This is a genomic window from Bartonella sp. B12(2025), from assembly GCF_053795135.1.
This window is the reverse complement of the sequence record NZ_CP200031.1, coordinates 1,376,540-1,393,274: the sequence shown is the minus strand read 5'-3', so window position 1 is coordinate 1,393,274 and position 16,735 is coordinate 1,376,540. Positions and strand designations below refer to the sequence as shown.

The following is a 16,735-nucleotide window of genomic DNA, read 5'->3' as shown; positions in this document are numbered from 1 at the left end:
TCGTTACCGACTGTAGCTTGCGGCCTTTGCTACAGAGCTGTTTCTTGTTTTTTTATCCGGGATGGGAAGTTTTTTAGCGGTTTTCCTTTGATTTTACGTTTCTTTGGTGCACTAATGAGTCGTGCGGATAAAGGAAGAAAAAAAGCGTGTGAAGTAGCAATAAAAGGTGAGGTGAGGATAATATTTCCTTGATCATCATAAGAATCCGCATACATTTTTGTGGCTTCAGGTGTGCATGTTTGTTGCCTCATATCGCTTGCTTGTGTCATTTTGGTGCCATAGGGTTTTAGTGTTGCCAGTGTTAACTGGGGCGTTCCTTGATGTGAGAACCCTGTCTCAAGTAGCTGTGCGGCTTTTTCTTCCCTTTCACTCATGTTATGAGACCCTAAAATGACAGTAATAATTGTGCGCTTATTGCGGGTTGCTGAGGCAACAAGATTAAAGCCGGAGGCACAAATAAAGCCTGTTTTCATGCCATCTATTCCATCAAAACGGCCAATAAGGTTGTTTGAATTAAGTTGGATTTTTCGTTTGTCACCAAAATCAATGGCTGGAATGGAAAAGTAATGGGCATATTGAGGAAATTCCTGACGGATCTGAACTGCTAAAAGAGCAATATCACGTGCTGTGGAGTAATTATGTGGGTTTGGTAAACCACTTGCATTAGCAAAATGGGTTCCAAACATGCCTAGGCGTTGAGCCTCAGCATTCATTTTTTGCACAAAAACTTCTTGTGAACCAGCAACTGCTTCACTCATAGCGATAGCTAAATCATTGGTAGATTTAACCATGGTTATACTTAAGGCTGTATCAAGTGTGAGAACGGATCCAGCTTTATAGCCTGAACGATATGCAGGAGCTTTTGCTGCATATTTGCTGATGGTGATGTGTTTGTTGGGTGAAATTTTTCCTGTGCTCATGGCGCGAAAAATGACATAAGCAGTCATTAATTTTGTTAAGGAGGCTGGATACCAACGCTCAAAAGCTTGATTATGTGCCAAGATGCGTTCAGTTGCGACATCAACGGAAATAAAAGGTTGTGCCAGAGAAAGAGTGCTTGTCAAACTTAGAATTAAAGACAAAAATAGATTATGGAAGAGCCGTTGCATTAAGACCAAATCCTTTTTTCAATGACTTAGAATTATTTTAATGTAGGGCACAAAGCTTTTGAGTCCATGATATAGAAGGCGGACGATTAGTTACGTCTCAGTTTTTCTTCAAAAGTAAAAAACGGCGTTCATTCTTGAGTTCGGTTTTGCAGCTTGCAAAAGTCTCTAGAGTAATAACTCTTAAATAACGAAAATTGTGCAATGCCTCACGTTCTTTAACGGGATCCCTCATGAAGAATAGCATGCTTTATATGCGTTTATTCACGTAGTTGCTTTAAAGAGACATTTCAGTTTTCTCTCAACTCCACCTTTGGTCCGATCCGTGGGTGGTATAACATATTGGGTATCGTCATCTTTATGCTTATGAGGGTACAAATTGGCATCGCATTATATTTAGCAGCTTTTAATGTTGCACCTGCTTTTGCATTTAGACGGTTCATAAATGGGTATATTCACTTCTTTCTTAAATGCTTTTTGTACACATGTCATTATCTCTTGTAACGTATAAGAAAATTTTTTTGTGATTCATTATAAGAAGACAAAATAAAATATTCTGTATTTAGTACTTTCAACTCAATATAAAAAGAAATAAATTATTTTTATAAATCAATACGTTGATTCATAATTACTCAGTTTTTGAAGTTTTTTAACGGCACAGGGCGGCATAGGTGGAGGATTAAGGTCTTGAGCTGCTAATAAAAGAAGTTCATCACAGGTTTTTTCTGTTTTTTGGATGAGCTGCTCTAGGAAATCACGTTTGCTTAAACCAGCTTCTATAGGGGGAAGAATGCGAACACGGATTGTTCCAGGATAGCGGCGAAAATTGTTGCGTGGCCAATATAAACCAGCATTGTGCGCAATGGGCACAACTTGAAGTCCCAATTCATTGTAAAGAGCAACAATTCCTGATTTATAATCTGGTTCTTGACCTGGCTGTCGGCGTGTCCCTTCGGGAAAGATCAAAATTTGACGCCCTTGTTTCGCTTTTTCTTTAGCTTTCTGTATGATGGTTTTTAAGGCTTTAATGGGTGTTGTTCGATTAATTGGGATAATTTGTGTTTTTGCCATGTACCAACCAAAAAATGGGATCCACATCAGTTCACGTTTTAGGATGAGAGTGGGGTCATCAAAATAGGGAATAAGGCTAAAGGTTTCCCATGCAGATTGATGTTTTGGAGCGATGATGTAGGCTCCTTTTGGGAGGTTTTCTAATCCTTCAATTTCATAGTTTGTGCCTGCAATATATTTTTGAAAAAAGAGTGTGACACGTGCCCATGTTTTAGGGACAATCCATGCTTTTTTGCGTGGCATTAAAAAATAGATGGGGGCGTAAAGAATCATTTGTATAAAAGTAGTTGTATAAAAAGCTAAGGTAAAAAGAAGAGAACGAAGGATGAGCACTGCATTTTCCATTTTATATTTGCAAAAATGCTATGTATATAACGTACTTTATATAAGAAAACATCTCTCTTTATGTTTTTTCAAACACCTATTTTCGGGAAAATTATTTTTAGCCATTTAAAAACATAAAGAAAGAGGTTGATGAAATTACAGGTTAGCCAAGATACCCTTTTTATTCCACGGATTTTATCTATTGCTGGGATTGATCCTTCTGGTAGCACTGGAATGCAAATGGATCTGAAAGTTTTTTCAGCCATAAAACCTATATAGTGTAGAGTTGTTTTTGCACAAAATGCACAAGGTGTACGTACTTTTAAAGCGTTGGATGCTTATTTTGTTGTTGAGCAAATTGATTTTGCTTTTGAGGATGTTCATGTTGATGCCATTAAAATTGGTATGGTAGCAAATGCTCAGATTGCGATTAATTGCAGAGCGTTTTGCTTATCACGAAGTGCGCTTCATTGTTTTTGATCCCGTTATGGTTGCAAAGAGTGCCGATCTTCTTTTAAAGTCTGATACGATTGAAATTATGTGTGATATTTTTGTGCCGATATTGGCTTTGATTACGCAAAATTTTCTTGGGGCAGCTATGTTGTTGGGATGTGAAATGCAATAGCCATTAAACGCTATCTATCAATATGATTCGCGATTTCTGGCTCTAGGTTATAATGCAGTTCTGTTTTTTTGGTAGAGTACTTTGGTTTCCTTTGCGTAGAAACTGAAGCTAATCATTGTTCATTGCACCGTAAAACACCATACACCATATATTATACGCATGTTATATGATAAATATTATATACGTCGCGTTTATAAGTATAACTTATGTAGAACATAAGTAAGGGTTGTTGTATACGCCGACAGTCGTATTTTTCTCCACAAAAGGTGGCGTTGGAAAATCAACAACAGCGCTCGTTCTTTATCAGGTTTTAGCTCGTCATGGATCACAAATTAAAATAATAAATACTGACCCTAATCAACTTATTGCTGATAAATGGTAGCAAAACGCTAGTCTTCATTATCTATTAAATATGGATGCTCAAGGTGGTATTAATGAGAACACTATTATAGATGACGCAGCAAATACGCATAGCTTTGTTATTGTTGATCTTGAAGGCTCAGCGAATATAACAGCATTATATGCTATTAATCGTTTCGATATGATTATTATTTCTATGGCCGGAACAAAACTCGACAGTCGTAAAGCAGCAAAAGTCGTTATGCTTTATAGCTCGTGAGAGAAGAGCAAGAAGAAAGCAATATTCCTTACCGTATTATGTTTTCAAAGTGCTTTGTAATACAAACTCGTGAAGAAAAAGAAGTCCGCAAAGAATTGATTGAAGCAAAACTTCCTATTTTAGATCATGGTATGATAAATAAAGCCGCGTTTTCTTCTATATTTTGTTTTGGCTGCACTCTTTATTAGTTAAATAAAGAAGATGTACCAAATAGCTGAATTTGCCATAGCAAATGCTGAACAAGTTGCTACTGATATTTTGCGAGCATTGAAACTCGAAGGAGTAATGCAATGACAAAAGAATGCAAACCAATATTCTCTATTTTAATAATTTATCTACTTTAGAACCCACAACAAAAGCTTCTAAACATGACAAACAAGACATTGATAAAACTGCTCAACAAAGTTGTTTTACGATACGTCACGCGTCTTTTAAAAATTCAAAAGAGTTTATTTTAACTAAATCTGGTTCTGTTGATGGTCGATCAAAGCCTCGCAGTTTGAGAACAAATCGCATAACTCTTGCAATTAGGCCAGATGTTGATGAAGAACTTCGTGCACTTGCTAAAAAATTGATGTCACCTGGGGAAAGTCTTTTAACTCTTGGTGATGTTTTGTAATTTTTGATCCATTATTATAAAGATTCTGCGAACTGTTGATTAAAGGAAAAAGAAAATCTTAAAGAAGTAAGGCGCTTTGATAAACAAGATTTATTAAACGCGGATCATGATGTCATGATTTTAAAAGAATGTTTTTATTCTAATCAGAAATAAACTGTAGAAATGCCTTCTGTTTTTTTGTTTGAGCACTCTAAAATTTTTCAAAAGTCGGTATTCTTTTTCGCTGGATATTTCTTCTTCATAACGGTGTAAAATATTTCCTTTTGTTGAGATATCGGTGTAAAAAAATAGGAATACCCAGTATATCGGCAATTTCTTGCAAACGTCCCGCTCCTACACGATTTAATCCTTTTTCTTACTTTCGGATTTGTTAGAAAATGACACTTAAGTTGTGGCCTAATTGTTTTGAGACATTTCTATTATTTTTCTTCTGGAGCGAATTTTTTGCTTACAGGAACGTTATTAAAATGCAGATTTTTAGCTTTCATCCTAAAGCTCCCCTACTGGTTTCCGGGAGCTTGAAAGTACTGAACTCAAATCAGCTTTTTGCTTTTAGTGCTTATAACACCTGGATATAACAAAATCTCCCGGGACCATTTCATGTTTGAGTTTTCGAGCTTTCAGATCCCTGTTGAACATTGCGTATACGATTAAAGTCACGGGTCAACTAATAAGGTAATTTAATAAGATTAGCAATGTGCGGTTTTGAAAAAAAACTTATCATTGGAACATGTTGAAGAGCATCTAATATTTTAATTGTTCCTTAGATAATAAAGTACAATTAATCTCACAAATTATACCATCTGAGATTACAGACGATTTAAAAAGTTACTGGCTGATGAATGTCAATGTAAATTGCACGTTACTTTTCACTTTATTAGAACAGATATTAAATTTGTTAATTGTCAAGATTATCGCCGGTTTTGAAGTAATATGATGCACGGTTTTTTCATTCTGTATTACGCAACAGTGCTGCTTGAATTTGATTGCAAATGCGTATGCGTATAGTTATGTACAGCGTTTAAATAGGAAGGGACTTTGAAGAAGCGTTTTTTATCATCGGAACGGAGTATTGGATATACGCAAAATTTATATCGTGCTCGAGAAACTGTTACAAATCAAGTAAATGTTTTAGTGTTAGGTGCTATAGGTGGCTGTTCATCGGAGATGTTTACGCTTCTAATGGCGCTATCATTTGTATTAGGACTTTTTGCGGATATTCCCACAGGTATTTTGGCTGATAACATTAAACACAGTAAAACATTTATCTTAGGTATGTTTTGTGTTGCGATAGCACCAATACTTTTGTTACTCTCAATTCTCAGCGAATTTCCAGATCAAGTTGTTATTTTTATTGTTGTAGTGAATGCTATTTTATTAAGTGGCGGTAACAGCATATTATCAGGAGCTTATGAAGCTTATATTTTTGGTATGTTAGAAAGATTACAACCTGATTATGTAAGATCAGCGTTTAAGTTAATAGGGACATCGCAATTACAAAAATTTGGGGCTTATCTTCTCTTGCTTATACCATCTATGACTATAACTGTAGCGCTTATTTTAGAGCGACTTTATTCATTAGGCTACTTAAATCTCTGTGTTCTCCCTATTATTTCTTTATGGCTTTTATGGTACGCAATTATTCCAGAAAAAAGTCCCAACTTGGATAGTAAAAAAGTGTAGAAAAAAGCTCTCAAGCTAAGTTTGTCTTTTCATTAATACCTTTTATCTTTTTACTTGCTTTGTATCAAATTATAATCATTCATGCTAACGCGTACACATTGGTATCTACGGCGCGAATAGCTTCACTTCATTCTATGAAGACTTCTGAATTTTTAATGCTTCTTTTTGCCTCATCCAGTTTTTCTATCGGATATGCTGTTAAAGCACGAATTGGTAATCTACTTGTGAAAAAATACCTTTTGAGAGATTGCTTTATATACTTCCTGCTGCGGCAGCTTTTTTAGCTTTCTTTTGCTGGGTTTTAGTGCTCAACACGGGAGAATTTGTACCCCTTTTTCTATTTGGAATATTTTTTAGGTTGCTGTATTCTACGGCGCAGGAATTAGTTATGAGTTATATTTTTGAGCATCTTCCTAATAATTTTAGAGCAACAGTACTTAGCGTCGCTAGGACTTTTTCAGTAGGAGGATATGCTATTTTACAATATTATTGCAACGCCGATACGTCAAAGTTTTCGCGTCTGCGTTTCATGTTTAAGCCATATTACGAGGAAATTTAGTGAAAATATATATTTGATAATAATAGGAGATAATACGGAAATTCAATGTAATGGTTAAAAATATAATTTTACTACTGATAAGCTTAGTGAAATTGTTTCAGCCATTATCGGTGACAAAGTAGTGGTTGTTTCGGTAAATGGAATGATAATAGATAATAATGAAGTAAATAATTGGACAGTTAATTCTGATGACAGTGCTCTTATCATTAAACCAATGTAAGGTAGATAGTTTAGTTATCCTGTAGTTTTATAATTTTAGCTGAATTTATATTTATCTATTTTAAATTTAAAGAGGGGGAGATATAACATTGAATAATTTTTCTTGGTTAGAATGTGGAGCTACTGGCCATTATGATAAACAAATTCTACTCTCACAAATAGGAAAAGAAGGGTAGGAGCAACTTTTGCATCAAAGGTACTGATATTGTGCAGGGGGAGTGGGATCTCCTGTCATTGCTTATCTATTTTTATGTTTATCAAAAAGTATTGCAAATAACAATAATATTTATTGCGCATTCATGCGCTCCTGAAAAAGTCTTTTAAAAAAGACTTTTGAAGGCGCGTTTACAAGCTAAAATAATTGGTTCTGGAAAGTCTGCAATTTCTGCTGCTGCTTATCGCCATAGAACAAGGATGTTTGATGAATTAGAAGGATCTCATACGCATAGGTATGATAAAGATAAAGACCTTGTTCATTCAGAAATTAATATTCCAGAAGGTTCTTCAAAGTGGGTTACACAACAACTTAGTTATTTTAATACAATTGATAAAAAGAGTGAATGGTTGTGGAACACTGTACAGAATAATGAACGTGTAAATGGTCAGTTGGCAAGAGAAATAGTTATAGCGTTGCCATTAGAGCTATCACGAGATCAAAATATTTCTCTTGTACGAGATTTTATAAATGATAATTTTTCATCACGTGGTCTTGTTTCTGATTGGGTTTATCATGATAAGCAAGGAAATCCACATGTCCATATTATGCACACTTTACGTCCTATTGTAGAAAATGGTTTTGGGCCAAAGAAAATAGCTGTCTTAAATGAAGATGGAACAGTGAAAAAAACTCTTGTTACTATTCACGATAAAGAAGGTAATGCGATAAAAAAAGAAGAGCGGATTGTTTATGAAAATGTCATAGGCAGTAAAGACGCATTGAAGGATTTACGTAAATCGTGGGGTGAGATTGCTACAAGACATCTTGCCATTGCTGGTCATGATATAAAAGTAGATATGCGCTCTTACAAAGATCGTGGTTTATCAATAGAGCCAACCATTCATTTGGGTCAATCTGCTCACGCAATGAGAAAAAAAGGTCTTGTAAGCAGTGCAGTACAAGCCAATGAAAAAATAAAGCAGAAATCTGTAGAGAGAATTAGAGAAAATCCCGACGAAGTATTGAAATTGATTTCATTCGAAAAATCGACATTTAGTCGTCGTGATCTTGCTAAAATAATTAATCGATATGTTGATAATGTAAATGATTTTAATAATATTATGGCGCGTTTAGAGCAAAGTGAGAATCTTGTAAAAATTAAAGATCACTCTCATCCTCATAAAGTGATTTATTCAACAAAAGAAATTATAAAAACTGAATATGATATGATGCGTAGTGTTGTTTCTTTATCTCAAACGAAAGGACATGGCGTTCATTCTAAAAAAGTTTTATCCGCAATAAAATCTGTTGAAAATAAAGATAGTAAGCATTCCTTCAAATTTGCAGAGGAGCAAATATTAGCGGTTCAGCATATTACAGACGATAAGGGTATTGCAGCGGTTGTTGGTTATGCTGGTGCTGGAAAATCAACTCTCCTTGAAGCTGCCAATGTCGCTTGGATTAATGATGGTAAACGCGTATTTGGTGCTGCTCTTGCAGGTAAAGCTGCGGAAGGACTCGAGAAATCTTCTGGGATAAAAAGTAGAACTCTTGCTGCTTGGGAGTTGTCGTGGAAAAATAAAAAAGATCAACTCCGTGTTGGGGATGTTTTTGTCATTGATGAAGCAGGTATGGTTTCTTCAAAGCAGCTTTCCCATTTTGTCCAAAAAGTTGAAAAATCAGGAGCTAAAGTTGTTCTTGTTGGCGATCACATGCAGTTACAACCGATTGAGGCGGGAGCGGCTTTTCGTGCTGTTCTCGATAATATAGGTTATGTTGAGCTCTCTGGTATAAGAAGACAAAAAGACGAATGGGGGCAGGAAGCTTCACGTCAGTTTGCTCGTAGTCAAGTGAAAGAAGCTTTAGAAAAATATAAAGAGAGGGGGTTTATTCATGAGACTAAAACACATGGGCAAGCGATAAGCACTATTGTTAAAGATTGGATGGATAAGCGGAGAATAATAGAAAAGAAATCTATAGAAGAAGGAAAATCTTTAAAGGGCGATGAATTGCTTATTCTTGCCCATACGAATGCAGCTGTTAAAAAATTGAATGAAGAAATCCGAACAGCACTTAAAGATGCTGATTTACTCAAGTCAGAAGATGTGGCAGGTGTAACAAATTTTGATACTATGAGGGGGCAACGGGAATTTGCTGTTAATGACCGGATTATCTTTCTTGAAAATGCTCAGTTTGAGGAAAAGCATGCACCAAAATTGGGAAAACAAAAAGTTAAAAACGGTATGTTGGGTACTGTTTTATCAGTACAGAATGAAAGAGGAAAGCCTCTTTTAAGAGTGCGTCTTGACTCTGGCCAAGAAGTTGTTTTTTCCAATCAAACGTATCAAAATGTTGATTATGGATATGCGGCTACTATTCATAAAAGTCAGGGTGTGACCGTTGATAATGTTTTTGTTTTAGCTTCACCTTCTATGGATCAGCATCTTTCTTATGTTGCAATGTCTCGACATAGAGATCAATCTCATCTTTATGTATCCGAAGAAGATTTTAAAAATGTGCGCTTACATGAACACAAGCAAGTTAAAGGTACCATCATTGGTGAACTTGTCGAAGCAGGGTATACTTCCTTTAATGAAAATACAAAAAACAAAATACCCTATGCCGATATAGCAACACCACGTGGAATTGAGCGTGTTTATGGTGTGAATTTACCTTCTTCTATAGATGGTTCTCATATTGAGCTTGGTGATAAGATATCTCTTCGTCAAGAAAAAGAGACCGTTGTTGTTAATAATAAAGAAGTCAAAAGAAACATTTTTAGTGTTAATTTAATAGAACGCGGTGATCCTTCTCTTGGTGGTGGTATCAAGCAATTTGAGCATGCAAATACATATGAAAAACTGGTAGCAGCTCTTTCCAGATCTGGTGTTAAAACAACAACGTTTGATTTTACTGAATCTCCTGATTATCGGGATTATATTGCTCAATTTACAGAAAGCAGAGGGATTGATGTTTCTAGAAGTGTTGGGGAGAGAATTTCCTCTTACATTGAGACAAATAAAGAATGGCTGCAAAAACAGAAAGAAAAGATTGAAACCCTTTGGGAGAGAGCAAAGACAGCTTTTAGCAAACTTGAAAAAGAAGAGCTAAAAGTTGAGCAATCACAAGGTGTTCTAAATGTAACTTCAAAGGCAACAGAACAAGCTCCTTACCTCGCTGCTTATAGGGATACTTCTAATTTAGAACAGAAGGCGCTAAATGCTCTTAGAAATGAAAAATCTTACGTTGAGACTTTTAAAGAATTAAATGATCGGTTGAAGTCTATCTATAAAAACCCCCAGGTTGCAGCACTTAAGATTGAGCAAACGATTTTAGCAGGAAAGGGTGATAAATTACCCGATATTTTAGATAAAGCACCTAATAAAGCTGGCGAACTACGTGGATCAGATCGTCTCCTAGATCGGTTAAAGACAGCAGGAAAGGAACGTAAAGCTGCGCTTTATGATGTTCCTCTTGCAATCTCTACGATTAAAAAGCTTCAATCCTTTTATAAAAATTCTTATGAACAACATATGGACAGGCTTACACGCGAGCGTGAGCAATTAAAAGTTGTTGTGCCTTCTCTCTCTCAAGAAGCTGTCACTTATATGAAAAATGTTGAAGCTGGCCGCGCTACTTATTCAACTATACCAGAGAACATTAACAAAGAATTTTTGAATCTCCAAAGTGCTTTAGATAAGCGTTTTGGGCAAGATGCCATTCATAAGCAGGATTTTGACTTGTCAAAAGCAATATCACAAAAACAGTCTCAGGATAAAAAGCTTATGCACGAGTTTCAAACGGCTATAAAATTTCTACAACAGAGACATACCCAAGAGCAAAACAATGCGATAGCGCATAAAAAGTCAAAAGACGTCACGCGGTAATTAAGGGTGATTTATATTTTTGCTTGACAATATACGGGATACCCGTATATTTAAAGTGTATGCAAACGGTCATTGAAACAACGGCTTATCTAACCTCTGCAAAAGATGAAGGTATATCGTCTGATGAGCTCTTTGATATAGTCTCTTTTATTGCCGCTAATCCAGATGCCGGTGATCTTATGCAAGGTACAGGCGGTGCTAGGAAAGTTCGGTTTCCGACAAAACATAAAGGTAAAAGTGGCGGATATAGGATTATTACTTTTTTTGGTGGTCAAGATATTCCGGTTTTTCTTTTAGATGTTTACAGTAAATCGTCTCAAGGAAATTTGACAAAGGCTGAAAGAAATGAGCTTAAAGGAATTTTAACCGCGCTCTTAAATGAATATCGAAAGGAAAAATAATGGAGAAGGAAGGTAAAGCAGGATCGCGTATATTACAAGGTGCACGTGAAGCTCTTTCCTATGCTAAAGGTGAAGCTGATATCACAAAATTTGGCATTCATATTCCTGCAAACGTTGATGTGAAAAAAATTAGAAAAAATATTGGTTTGACACAAACACAATTTGCGGCACGGTTTGGCTTTTCTGTAGGTCGTATTCGTGATTGGGAACAAGGTCGATATTCTATCGATATGCCTTCTCGGATATTGCTTTCTGTTATTGAAAATGAACCAGAAGCTGTAAACCGCGCTCTTAAGAAGGCTTTATCGGCATGAGGAGGTTTTGATATGTTGAGTGAAGAAGAAATTAAGAATCGTTGCCGCAATGCTAATAATTTACAAAATTAGTGGTAATCAATTGCGATTTGAGCGTACGGGAACGCATTCGGATTTGTTTAATTAACTTCAATCACTTTTTAGAAGGTATCTCGACGCTTAAAAGGATCATAATAAATTTCTGTCACACGAAATTTTCCTTCAATGCGCTTACATTGGATAATGACATCAATCATAGAAATTAATAAGCCACGGATATCATCACGCGCTAAACTACTCCCACCATCACTTTCTTTCACAAGAAGTGTCATTTGTTCAAATGCTGCTAAAGGAGATGAAGCATGAACCGTTGTGATTGATCCTGGGTGGCCAGAATTGACATTGCGGATATAATAAAAAGCTGTACCATCACGCAACTCTTGTAAAAGTATTCTATCTGGCCGCATACGTAATCCAGATTCAAGTAGCTCTTTAGCTCCCGTTTTTGCTAGCCCTTGATTATCTTTCGAATAAAAAAGTTGTACTTTGTTTAAATGAGGAACGACGAGCTCTGGGGTATCTTCAATGGTTAAAATTCGTTCATGTTCGGGAATTTTCGCAATCAAAGCTTTAGAGAGTGTTGTTTTACCAGAGCCGGTTTTGCCAGATATTAAAATATTTTGTTGTGTAATAACTGCTTTTTCTAAAAAATTACAAAAATCTTTGGCCGCAAACAAATCTATTAATTCTTTATCGGTGTCAACAAGCTCGGCCAGCCGTTTTGTCATTTGTTCAATAGGTGTAAAACTGACATTTTTTGTAATGGAAAACAAATGGTTTTCGTGTAAACTTTCAAGAGAAAAAGCTCGTGATGAAGGTTTACGAATTGTCATGCTTATCGTACCTTGTGCAACAGCGGGGGGCATAACAATTTGTATACGCTCGTTATTTGGAAGTGTTGCTGAGAGAACTGGACTTTCTACACTAATCTTCTGTGGAGCGTGTGTTGCTAATGTTATAATGATGGCAAGTTTTACAGTTGTTGCCATAAATTCCCACATTGGCATAGAAGAACGGCCGTAAATCGTATTGTATCCCAGAAAAATTATGTAGAGCGTGCAAGATGCAGTAAGAGGACCAGATAAACCATTTGAAATATAGTCAATGGTGTTATCCATTATCTTTGTAAGAGGCTGCATTAAAGCGGCTTCGGTTTTAGCAAAAAAGTCTGTATTTTCTAGCATTATTATACATTCACTGGATCAAATTTTTGGGACTATGGTTATTTTCTACCAAAGGTTTCTGCTTGTATTTTTTTGACTCTTTCGATTGTTTCTTGCATCTTTTTTTTACGTTCTTCTTCTATTTCTTTTGCTTTTTGTTTCATTTTGATTAGCCATTTTTCATGTCTAGCTTTTTCTTCAGCTTCTTGTTTGGCTCTCTCTTCTTCGGCTTTTTTGCGTCTTTCTTCTGCTGTTCTACGCCATTCTTCTTCTTCTTTACGAGCTCTCTCTTGCGCTTGTTTTCTGCGTTCTACATCGATTTGATGTTGTGCCACTCGGACATTTTCACAGTTTTTCGAATGTCCTGTCCATCCACATCTGACAATCCATTCTTCACGTAATTTTTCATCTTTTTTAAAATTGGCTACGCTATAGGTTTTTTCGCATCCAGCAGCGATAATTCCGGTGCAAAGAAGCAAAGTTGTTATAGTGATTTTTTTCATGAGTTTTCCCCTCTTTTTGCTTTACACTTTAATTGCCTAACAGTTGTCTTGCATAATCTTTGTATCGCGCGTTAAATTCTTCTCTCTCGCGGATTTGTGCAGCTTTTTCTTGCGCTTGTTGAATCATGGCGGCTGCTTGCATTTGTAGGAGTTGTGCTTGCAATTCTGCTTGCACAGTTGATAATTGTGTTTGAACGTCCTGGACTTGAGCAGCCGTTTTAGCATTTTTAAGTTTTTCAGAGAGCTTTTTAACCGTTTTTTTGATTTCAACGGCCTCTTTGTAAACCGATTCACCTAATGCTGCTTGCCCTACATTACGATTATGCAGTTTTTCGACTTCTTGCTGGTAAAAAGCATCGACTGCTGCTTTTGATCCCGCACCGCCTGATGGCTCTTTGTAGAGGAGTTTTTCTGTCCATTTTCCAGTATTTCCACCGCTACCGCTACTGCCACCGGTGCCATCTATGGATTGTTGAAAATGATTAAAATCAGAAGGCAAAGCGGAATTATTACCTTGTTTATTGAACATTTCTTGTAAAGTAGACAAATCAGTGGCGCCGTTTAAGGAACCATATAATTTTTTCATTTCATTAATTTGTCCCTTTAATTGCTCAAGCTGCTGTTTCCCTTGTTTTAATTGGTCTATCATTTTGGCAACAGTTGCGGCATCAAATGTAGGTATTACTGCAAGTGCATTTGTGTTTAATCCAAAAGAAATTGCACAAAGAGCCGTTGCTAATAAAAACTTTTTCATTGTTTTGATCTTTCTTGAAAAAGGGGTAACCATTTTTCTGGAGTTTCACCGACTTCACCAATAATGGTTTCTAGTAATTCAATATTCTTAGTTGTACCGCTTAAGATAGCTATTTCGTCATCAAATCCACGTAAATTCAGTTCTGCAACAACAGAACTTTGTCCTTGCTTGATGAGAAAACGTCGTGACTCTCTGGTTAATTCTGTTTGTATAAGATTAAATTCTCTGTCTGATAATTTAAAACCTTCCACATAATCAGAATGGTTTCCTTTTTGGTTCGGAAAATAAATCTGTGTTGGGCATTGTTCTATAATGGTATGTGCAATTGTCGAGTTGATTGCATCTTTGGGTGATTGCGTAGCGAACAACATCAAACCATTTTGTTTACGGATTGTTTTGAGCCTATCTTGTGCAAAGGCTTTAAAAGAATCGTCTTCTAATACTTTCCAGAATTCGTCAATGACAATGATAATGCGACGTCCGTCAATGAGGGAGAGTATTCGATGAAAGAGATACATCATTAGTGGAGGACGAATTTCGTCATTGTCCAAAAAATCAGTCATATCATAACCAATAAATTTTGCATCAATGCCAATATCGTCATTAGGATTATCAAAAACCCACCCTAATGTATTATCTTTACACCACTTTTCTAAACGCCCGGATATGCCTTCTTTATGGGTAGCATCGAAAAACATTTGTAAGGCGGAGATTGTACGTTGTTCTTTAGGTAACAAGGCGAGTTGTTCAACAGCAGCAGAAATATCTTGCTTTTCTGTTTCACTAATTTTTTGATCCTCAGAAGAGACAAGTTTTGTAATCCATTGCCGCAAGAATACTTTATCTGCCGGATTATTATAATCCAAGCCTTTAAGTGGCGCTATTCCTGTTGGTTTCCCATTTTTTAGTGGCATATATTTGCCGCCGCCCGCTCTTACAAAGAGTTCAGCTCCACGATCTTTATCAAAAAAAATCATATTGGGATTATGTTTTTGAAGTTGTGCTAAAAGAAAATTGACAATAACGGTTTTACCAGAACCAGATGGACCGCAAACAAAAGTGTTGCCTAAATCACCAAAATGAAAATTGAAATAGAAGGGTGAGCCGGCAGATGTTTTCATTAAAGCCACTGCGGGGCCCCATTCGTTACCATCTATTTTCCCCACTGGAAATGAATGAAAAGGGGAAAGTGCTGCATAGTTACGACTTGTAATTGCACCAGAGCGTGTGCGATAGGCATAATTTCCAGGAAGCTGTGCCCACCAAGCCGCTGCAAGCCCAAGATCTTCACGTGCAATAATAGCACCACCATCTGTAAGACAAGAACGAGCTTTGGCAAGATTATCCGTAAGCTCTTGTGGGGTATCAGCAAAAACTGCTAATGATAAATGATGTTCTCCTAAAACAAAACGATTTGATTCAAGGTCATCAAGCGCATCATCAAGTTCTATAATTTGTGATCCGGCGCGGTCTCCGGCATTGACCATTTGGTTTTGTTTACGTCCCATAATTTGTTTGGCAATATTTTTGCTTTTGAAGACAAAAGATTGGGTAAAAATAAATTCAAAGGGAAGTGTTAACAGACCATCTGTCATGCCTAATTTTGTTTTTGCTGGATATTCTTTCCAACCAAGCATTCCTGCAAATCGTTGTCCGGCCTCGTAGCGTATTTCTATGATTTCTTTCCCAAAAATAAGACGATCTGAATAGACAGCGGATGCTATTGTGCCCCATGTAAGCGGTATACGTTCACGGCGGCCACCAACCAGTTGGTGAATAAATTCACTTTGTTCAGAAAAAATATTTCCGTCATATTCATAAAGGCTAAGCCTTTTTGCGCCGTAACGCTCTAAATTTTGAATAAGATCTGTTGTGATGTTTTCAAGTTTACGAATGGATTCTTTATCAACTTCTGTCTTTGTTTTTTTTGCTTGTCCCAAACGCTTAAAAAAATCAGCTAATTTATCAGCTTTATCAACGTGGGGATTCCATATGATGGAAAGATAAAGATCGTTACGATACAGTTCCTGAGAGATCATTCTTTCACGGTATTTGTCATCTAATTGTTTGGCAAATGTTGATCTAAAAGTGCCATCCGGATAAACTGTTTCACGCTTTCTGATAATATGACTGTAAATTGCTATGCGTTCATCAGCGATGTTTTTAAACAGGTTATTTAACTGTTCGTGAAGCACGTTTAAATCAATAATGTCAGCGGTCTCAAAATTAATACCTTCAAGAGCAATGACAGTCATAAGCGCGCGTGAATCTAGTGCGATGACGTGTTTATTTACATGGCGTACATAAGGTATGATGGATTCTGGCAGTTTTTCATTCTTGTAATGATTTTTTTTCATTTTAATTCCTCATAATCGCGGATTAACCGCAACGGAGAAAGACTTGCTCCACCCCATAAATGAGAATTTCTGGCAAAAATGCGTGTTTTTTGCCATGCAAGAAGGATACGAACTTTATTATGATCGTGTTTAAGAATTTCCTTAATGATGAAATGTGCGATAATACCGAAGGTGATATAGAAAATATTACTTGTTATAATAAACAATATAAGCGTTGCCATAGCGTTTAAGCCCATAGCTTCTACTGGCACACCTGCAATCATTGCAGGGCGGGTACACGCAAGAAATAAAGTATCTTCTATTAGCTTATCGCGCTTTTCCATAACTTTTAAATG

General features: G+C 36.4%; 13 protein-coding genes and 2 pseudogenes. 8 read left to right on the top strand and 7 right to left on the bottom strand.

What is annotated here, in order from left to right; translation table 11 throughout:
* Positions 1-3 precede the first annotated feature (3 nt).
* Together V3564_RS06230 and V3564_RS06225 are read right to left on the bottom strand one after the other, a co-directional pair.
* Positions 4-1,109 (bottom strand): annotated as a pseudogene (locus tag V3564_RS06230) (D-alanyl-D-alanine carboxypeptidase family protein).
* A 606-nt stretch (positions 1,110-1,715) separates the two neighbouring features.
* Entirely contained in the window at positions 1,716-2,522 is an 807-nt protein-coding gene (locus V3564_RS06225; RefSeq protein ID WP_455480705.1) for a lysophospholipid acyltransferase family protein, read from the bottom strand.
* 129 nt (positions 2,523-2,651) lie between these two features.
* Between V3564_RS06225 and V3564_RS06220 the strand changes: the two are divergent.
* The 8 genes and pseudogenes from V3564_RS06220 to V3564_RS06185 form a co-directional block, all read left to right on the top strand.
* Positions 2,652-3,189, top strand: a pseudogene (locus V3564_RS06220) (bifunctional hydroxymethylpyrimidine kinase/phosphomethylpyrimidine kinase); the annotation flags it as partial.
* Positions 3,190-3,355: 166 nt separating this feature from the next.
* Positions 3,356-3,508: a nucleotide-binding protein gene (locus tag V3564_RS06215; RefSeq protein WP_455480704.1), complete on the top strand. Its 153-nt coding sequence runs from the start codon at positions 3,356-3,358 to the stop codon at positions 3,506-3,508.
* 30 nt (positions 3,509-3,538) lie between these two features.
* Positions 3,539-3,745: a hypothetical protein gene (locus tag V3564_RS06210; RefSeq protein ID WP_455480703.1), complete on the top strand. Its 207-nt coding sequence runs from the start codon at positions 3,539-3,541 to the stop codon at positions 3,743-3,745.
* Positions 3,746-4,046: 301 nt separating this feature from the next.
* Entirely contained in the window at positions 4,047-4,364 is a 318-nt protein-coding gene (locus V3564_RS06205; protein ID WP_455480702.1) for a hypothetical protein, read from the top strand.
* Positions 4,365-5,402: 1,038 nt separating this feature from the next.
* The gene (locus tag V3564_RS06200; RefSeq protein WP_455480701.1) at positions 5,403-6,047 is read left to right on the top strand and encodes a hypothetical protein; all 645 of its coding nucleotides are present in this window, start codon (positions 5,403-5,405) and stop codon (positions 6,045-6,047) included.
* 1,111 nt (positions 6,048-7,158) lie between these two features.
* Positions 7,159-10,869, top strand: a complete 3,711-nt coding sequence (traA, locus tag V3564_RS06195) for a Ti-type conjugative transfer relaxase TraA (protein ID WP_455480700.1) — start codon at positions 7,159-7,161, stop codon at positions 10,867-10,869.
* Between the two features lie 59 nt (positions 10,870-10,928).
* Positions 10,929-11,270, top strand: coding sequence for a type II toxin-antitoxin system RelE/ParE family toxin (locus V3564_RS06190; RefSeq protein ID WP_455480699.1), 342 nt, complete (start codon positions 10,929-10,931; stop codon positions 11,268-11,270).
* On the top strand, positions 11,270-11,584 hold the full coding sequence (locus V3564_RS06185) for a helix-turn-helix domain-containing protein (protein ID WP_455480698.1): 315 nt from the start codon (positions 11,270-11,272) through the stop codon (positions 11,582-11,584). Before V3564_RS06190 ends, V3564_RS06185 begins: the two co-directional genes overlap by 1 nt.
* A gap of 140 nt (positions 11,585-11,724) precedes the next feature.
* On the opposite strand, the gene virB11 is transcribed toward V3564_RS06185, so the two are convergent.
* From virB11 to V3564_RS06160, 5 genes are read right to left on the bottom strand one after another with little or no spacing between them, the layout of a single operon-like run.
* Positions 11,725-12,807 carry a P-type DNA transfer ATPase VirB11 gene (virB11, locus tag V3564_RS06180; protein WP_455480697.1) on the bottom strand — a complete coding sequence of 361 codons (1,083 nt, stop codon included), beginning with the start codon at positions 12,805-12,807 and terminating at the stop codon, positions 11,725-11,727.
* 38 nt (positions 12,808-12,845) lie between these two features.
* On the bottom strand, positions 12,846-13,289 hold the full coding sequence (locus V3564_RS06175) for an EexN family lipoprotein (protein WP_455480696.1): 444 nt from the start codon (positions 13,287-13,289) through the stop codon (positions 12,846-12,848).
* A 28-nt stretch (positions 13,290-13,317) separates the two neighbouring features.
* The gene (locus V3564_RS06170; RefSeq protein WP_455480695.1) at positions 13,318-14,043 is read right to left on the bottom strand and encodes a type IV secretion system protein; all 726 of its coding nucleotides are present in this window, start codon (positions 14,041-14,043) and stop codon (positions 13,318-13,320) included.
* Complete coding sequence (locus tag V3564_RS06165; protein ID WP_455480694.1) at positions 14,040-16,400, bottom strand: VirB4 family type IV secretion/conjugal transfer ATPase; 2,361 nt, start codon at positions 16,398-16,400, stop codon at positions 14,040-14,042. The genes V3564_RS06170 and V3564_RS06165 overlap by 4 nt, the downstream gene beginning before the upstream one ends.
* A complete protein-coding gene (locus V3564_RS06160; RefSeq protein WP_455480693.1) occupies positions 16,397-16,723 on the bottom strand; it encodes a type IV secretion system protein VirB3 in 327 nt (108 codons plus the stop codon). The genes V3564_RS06165 and V3564_RS06160 overlap by 4 nt, the downstream gene beginning before the upstream one ends.
* Positions 16,724-16,735: the final 12 nt, after the last annotated feature.

Bases quoted from the DNA above. Each gene is read 5' to 3' on its own strand.
- virB11 (WP_455480697.1), bottom strand. From the start codon at position 12,807: ATGCTAGAAAATACAGACTTTTTTGCTAAAACCGAAGCCGCTTTAATG.
- V3564_RS06225 (WP_455480705.1), bottom strand. From the start codon at position 2,522: ATGGAAAATGCAGTGCTCATCCTTCGTTCTCTTCTTTTTACCTTAGCT.
- V3564_RS06175 (WP_455480696.1), bottom strand. From the start codon at position 13,289: ATGAAAAAAATCACTATAACAACTTTGCTTCTTTGCACCGGAATTATC.
- V3564_RS06160 (WP_455480693.1), bottom strand. From the start codon at position 16,723: ATGGAAAAGCGCGATAAGCTAATAGAAGATACTTTATTTCTTGCGTGT.
- V3564_RS06190 (WP_455480699.1), top strand. From the start codon at position 10,929: ATGCAAACGGTCATTGAAACAACGGCTTATCTAACCTCTGCAAAAGAT.
- V3564_RS06210 (WP_455480703.1), top strand. From the start codon at position 3,539: ATGGATGCTCAAGGTGGTATTAATGAGAACACTATTATAGATGACGCA.
- V3564_RS06165 (WP_455480694.1), bottom strand. From the start codon at position 16,400: ATGAAAAAAAATCATTACAAGAATGAAAAACTGCCAGAATCCATCATA.
- V3564_RS06170 (WP_455480695.1), bottom strand. From the start codon at position 14,043: ATGAAAAAGTTTTTATTAGCAACGGCTCTTTGTGCAATTTCTTTTGGA.
- V3564_RS06185 (WP_455480698.1), top strand. From the start codon at position 11,270: ATGGAGAAGGAAGGTAAAGCAGGATCGCGTATATTACAAGGTGCACGT.
- V3564_RS06205 (WP_455480702.1), top strand. From the start codon at position 4,047: ATGCAAACCAATATTCTCTATTTTAATAATTTATCTACTTTAGAACCC.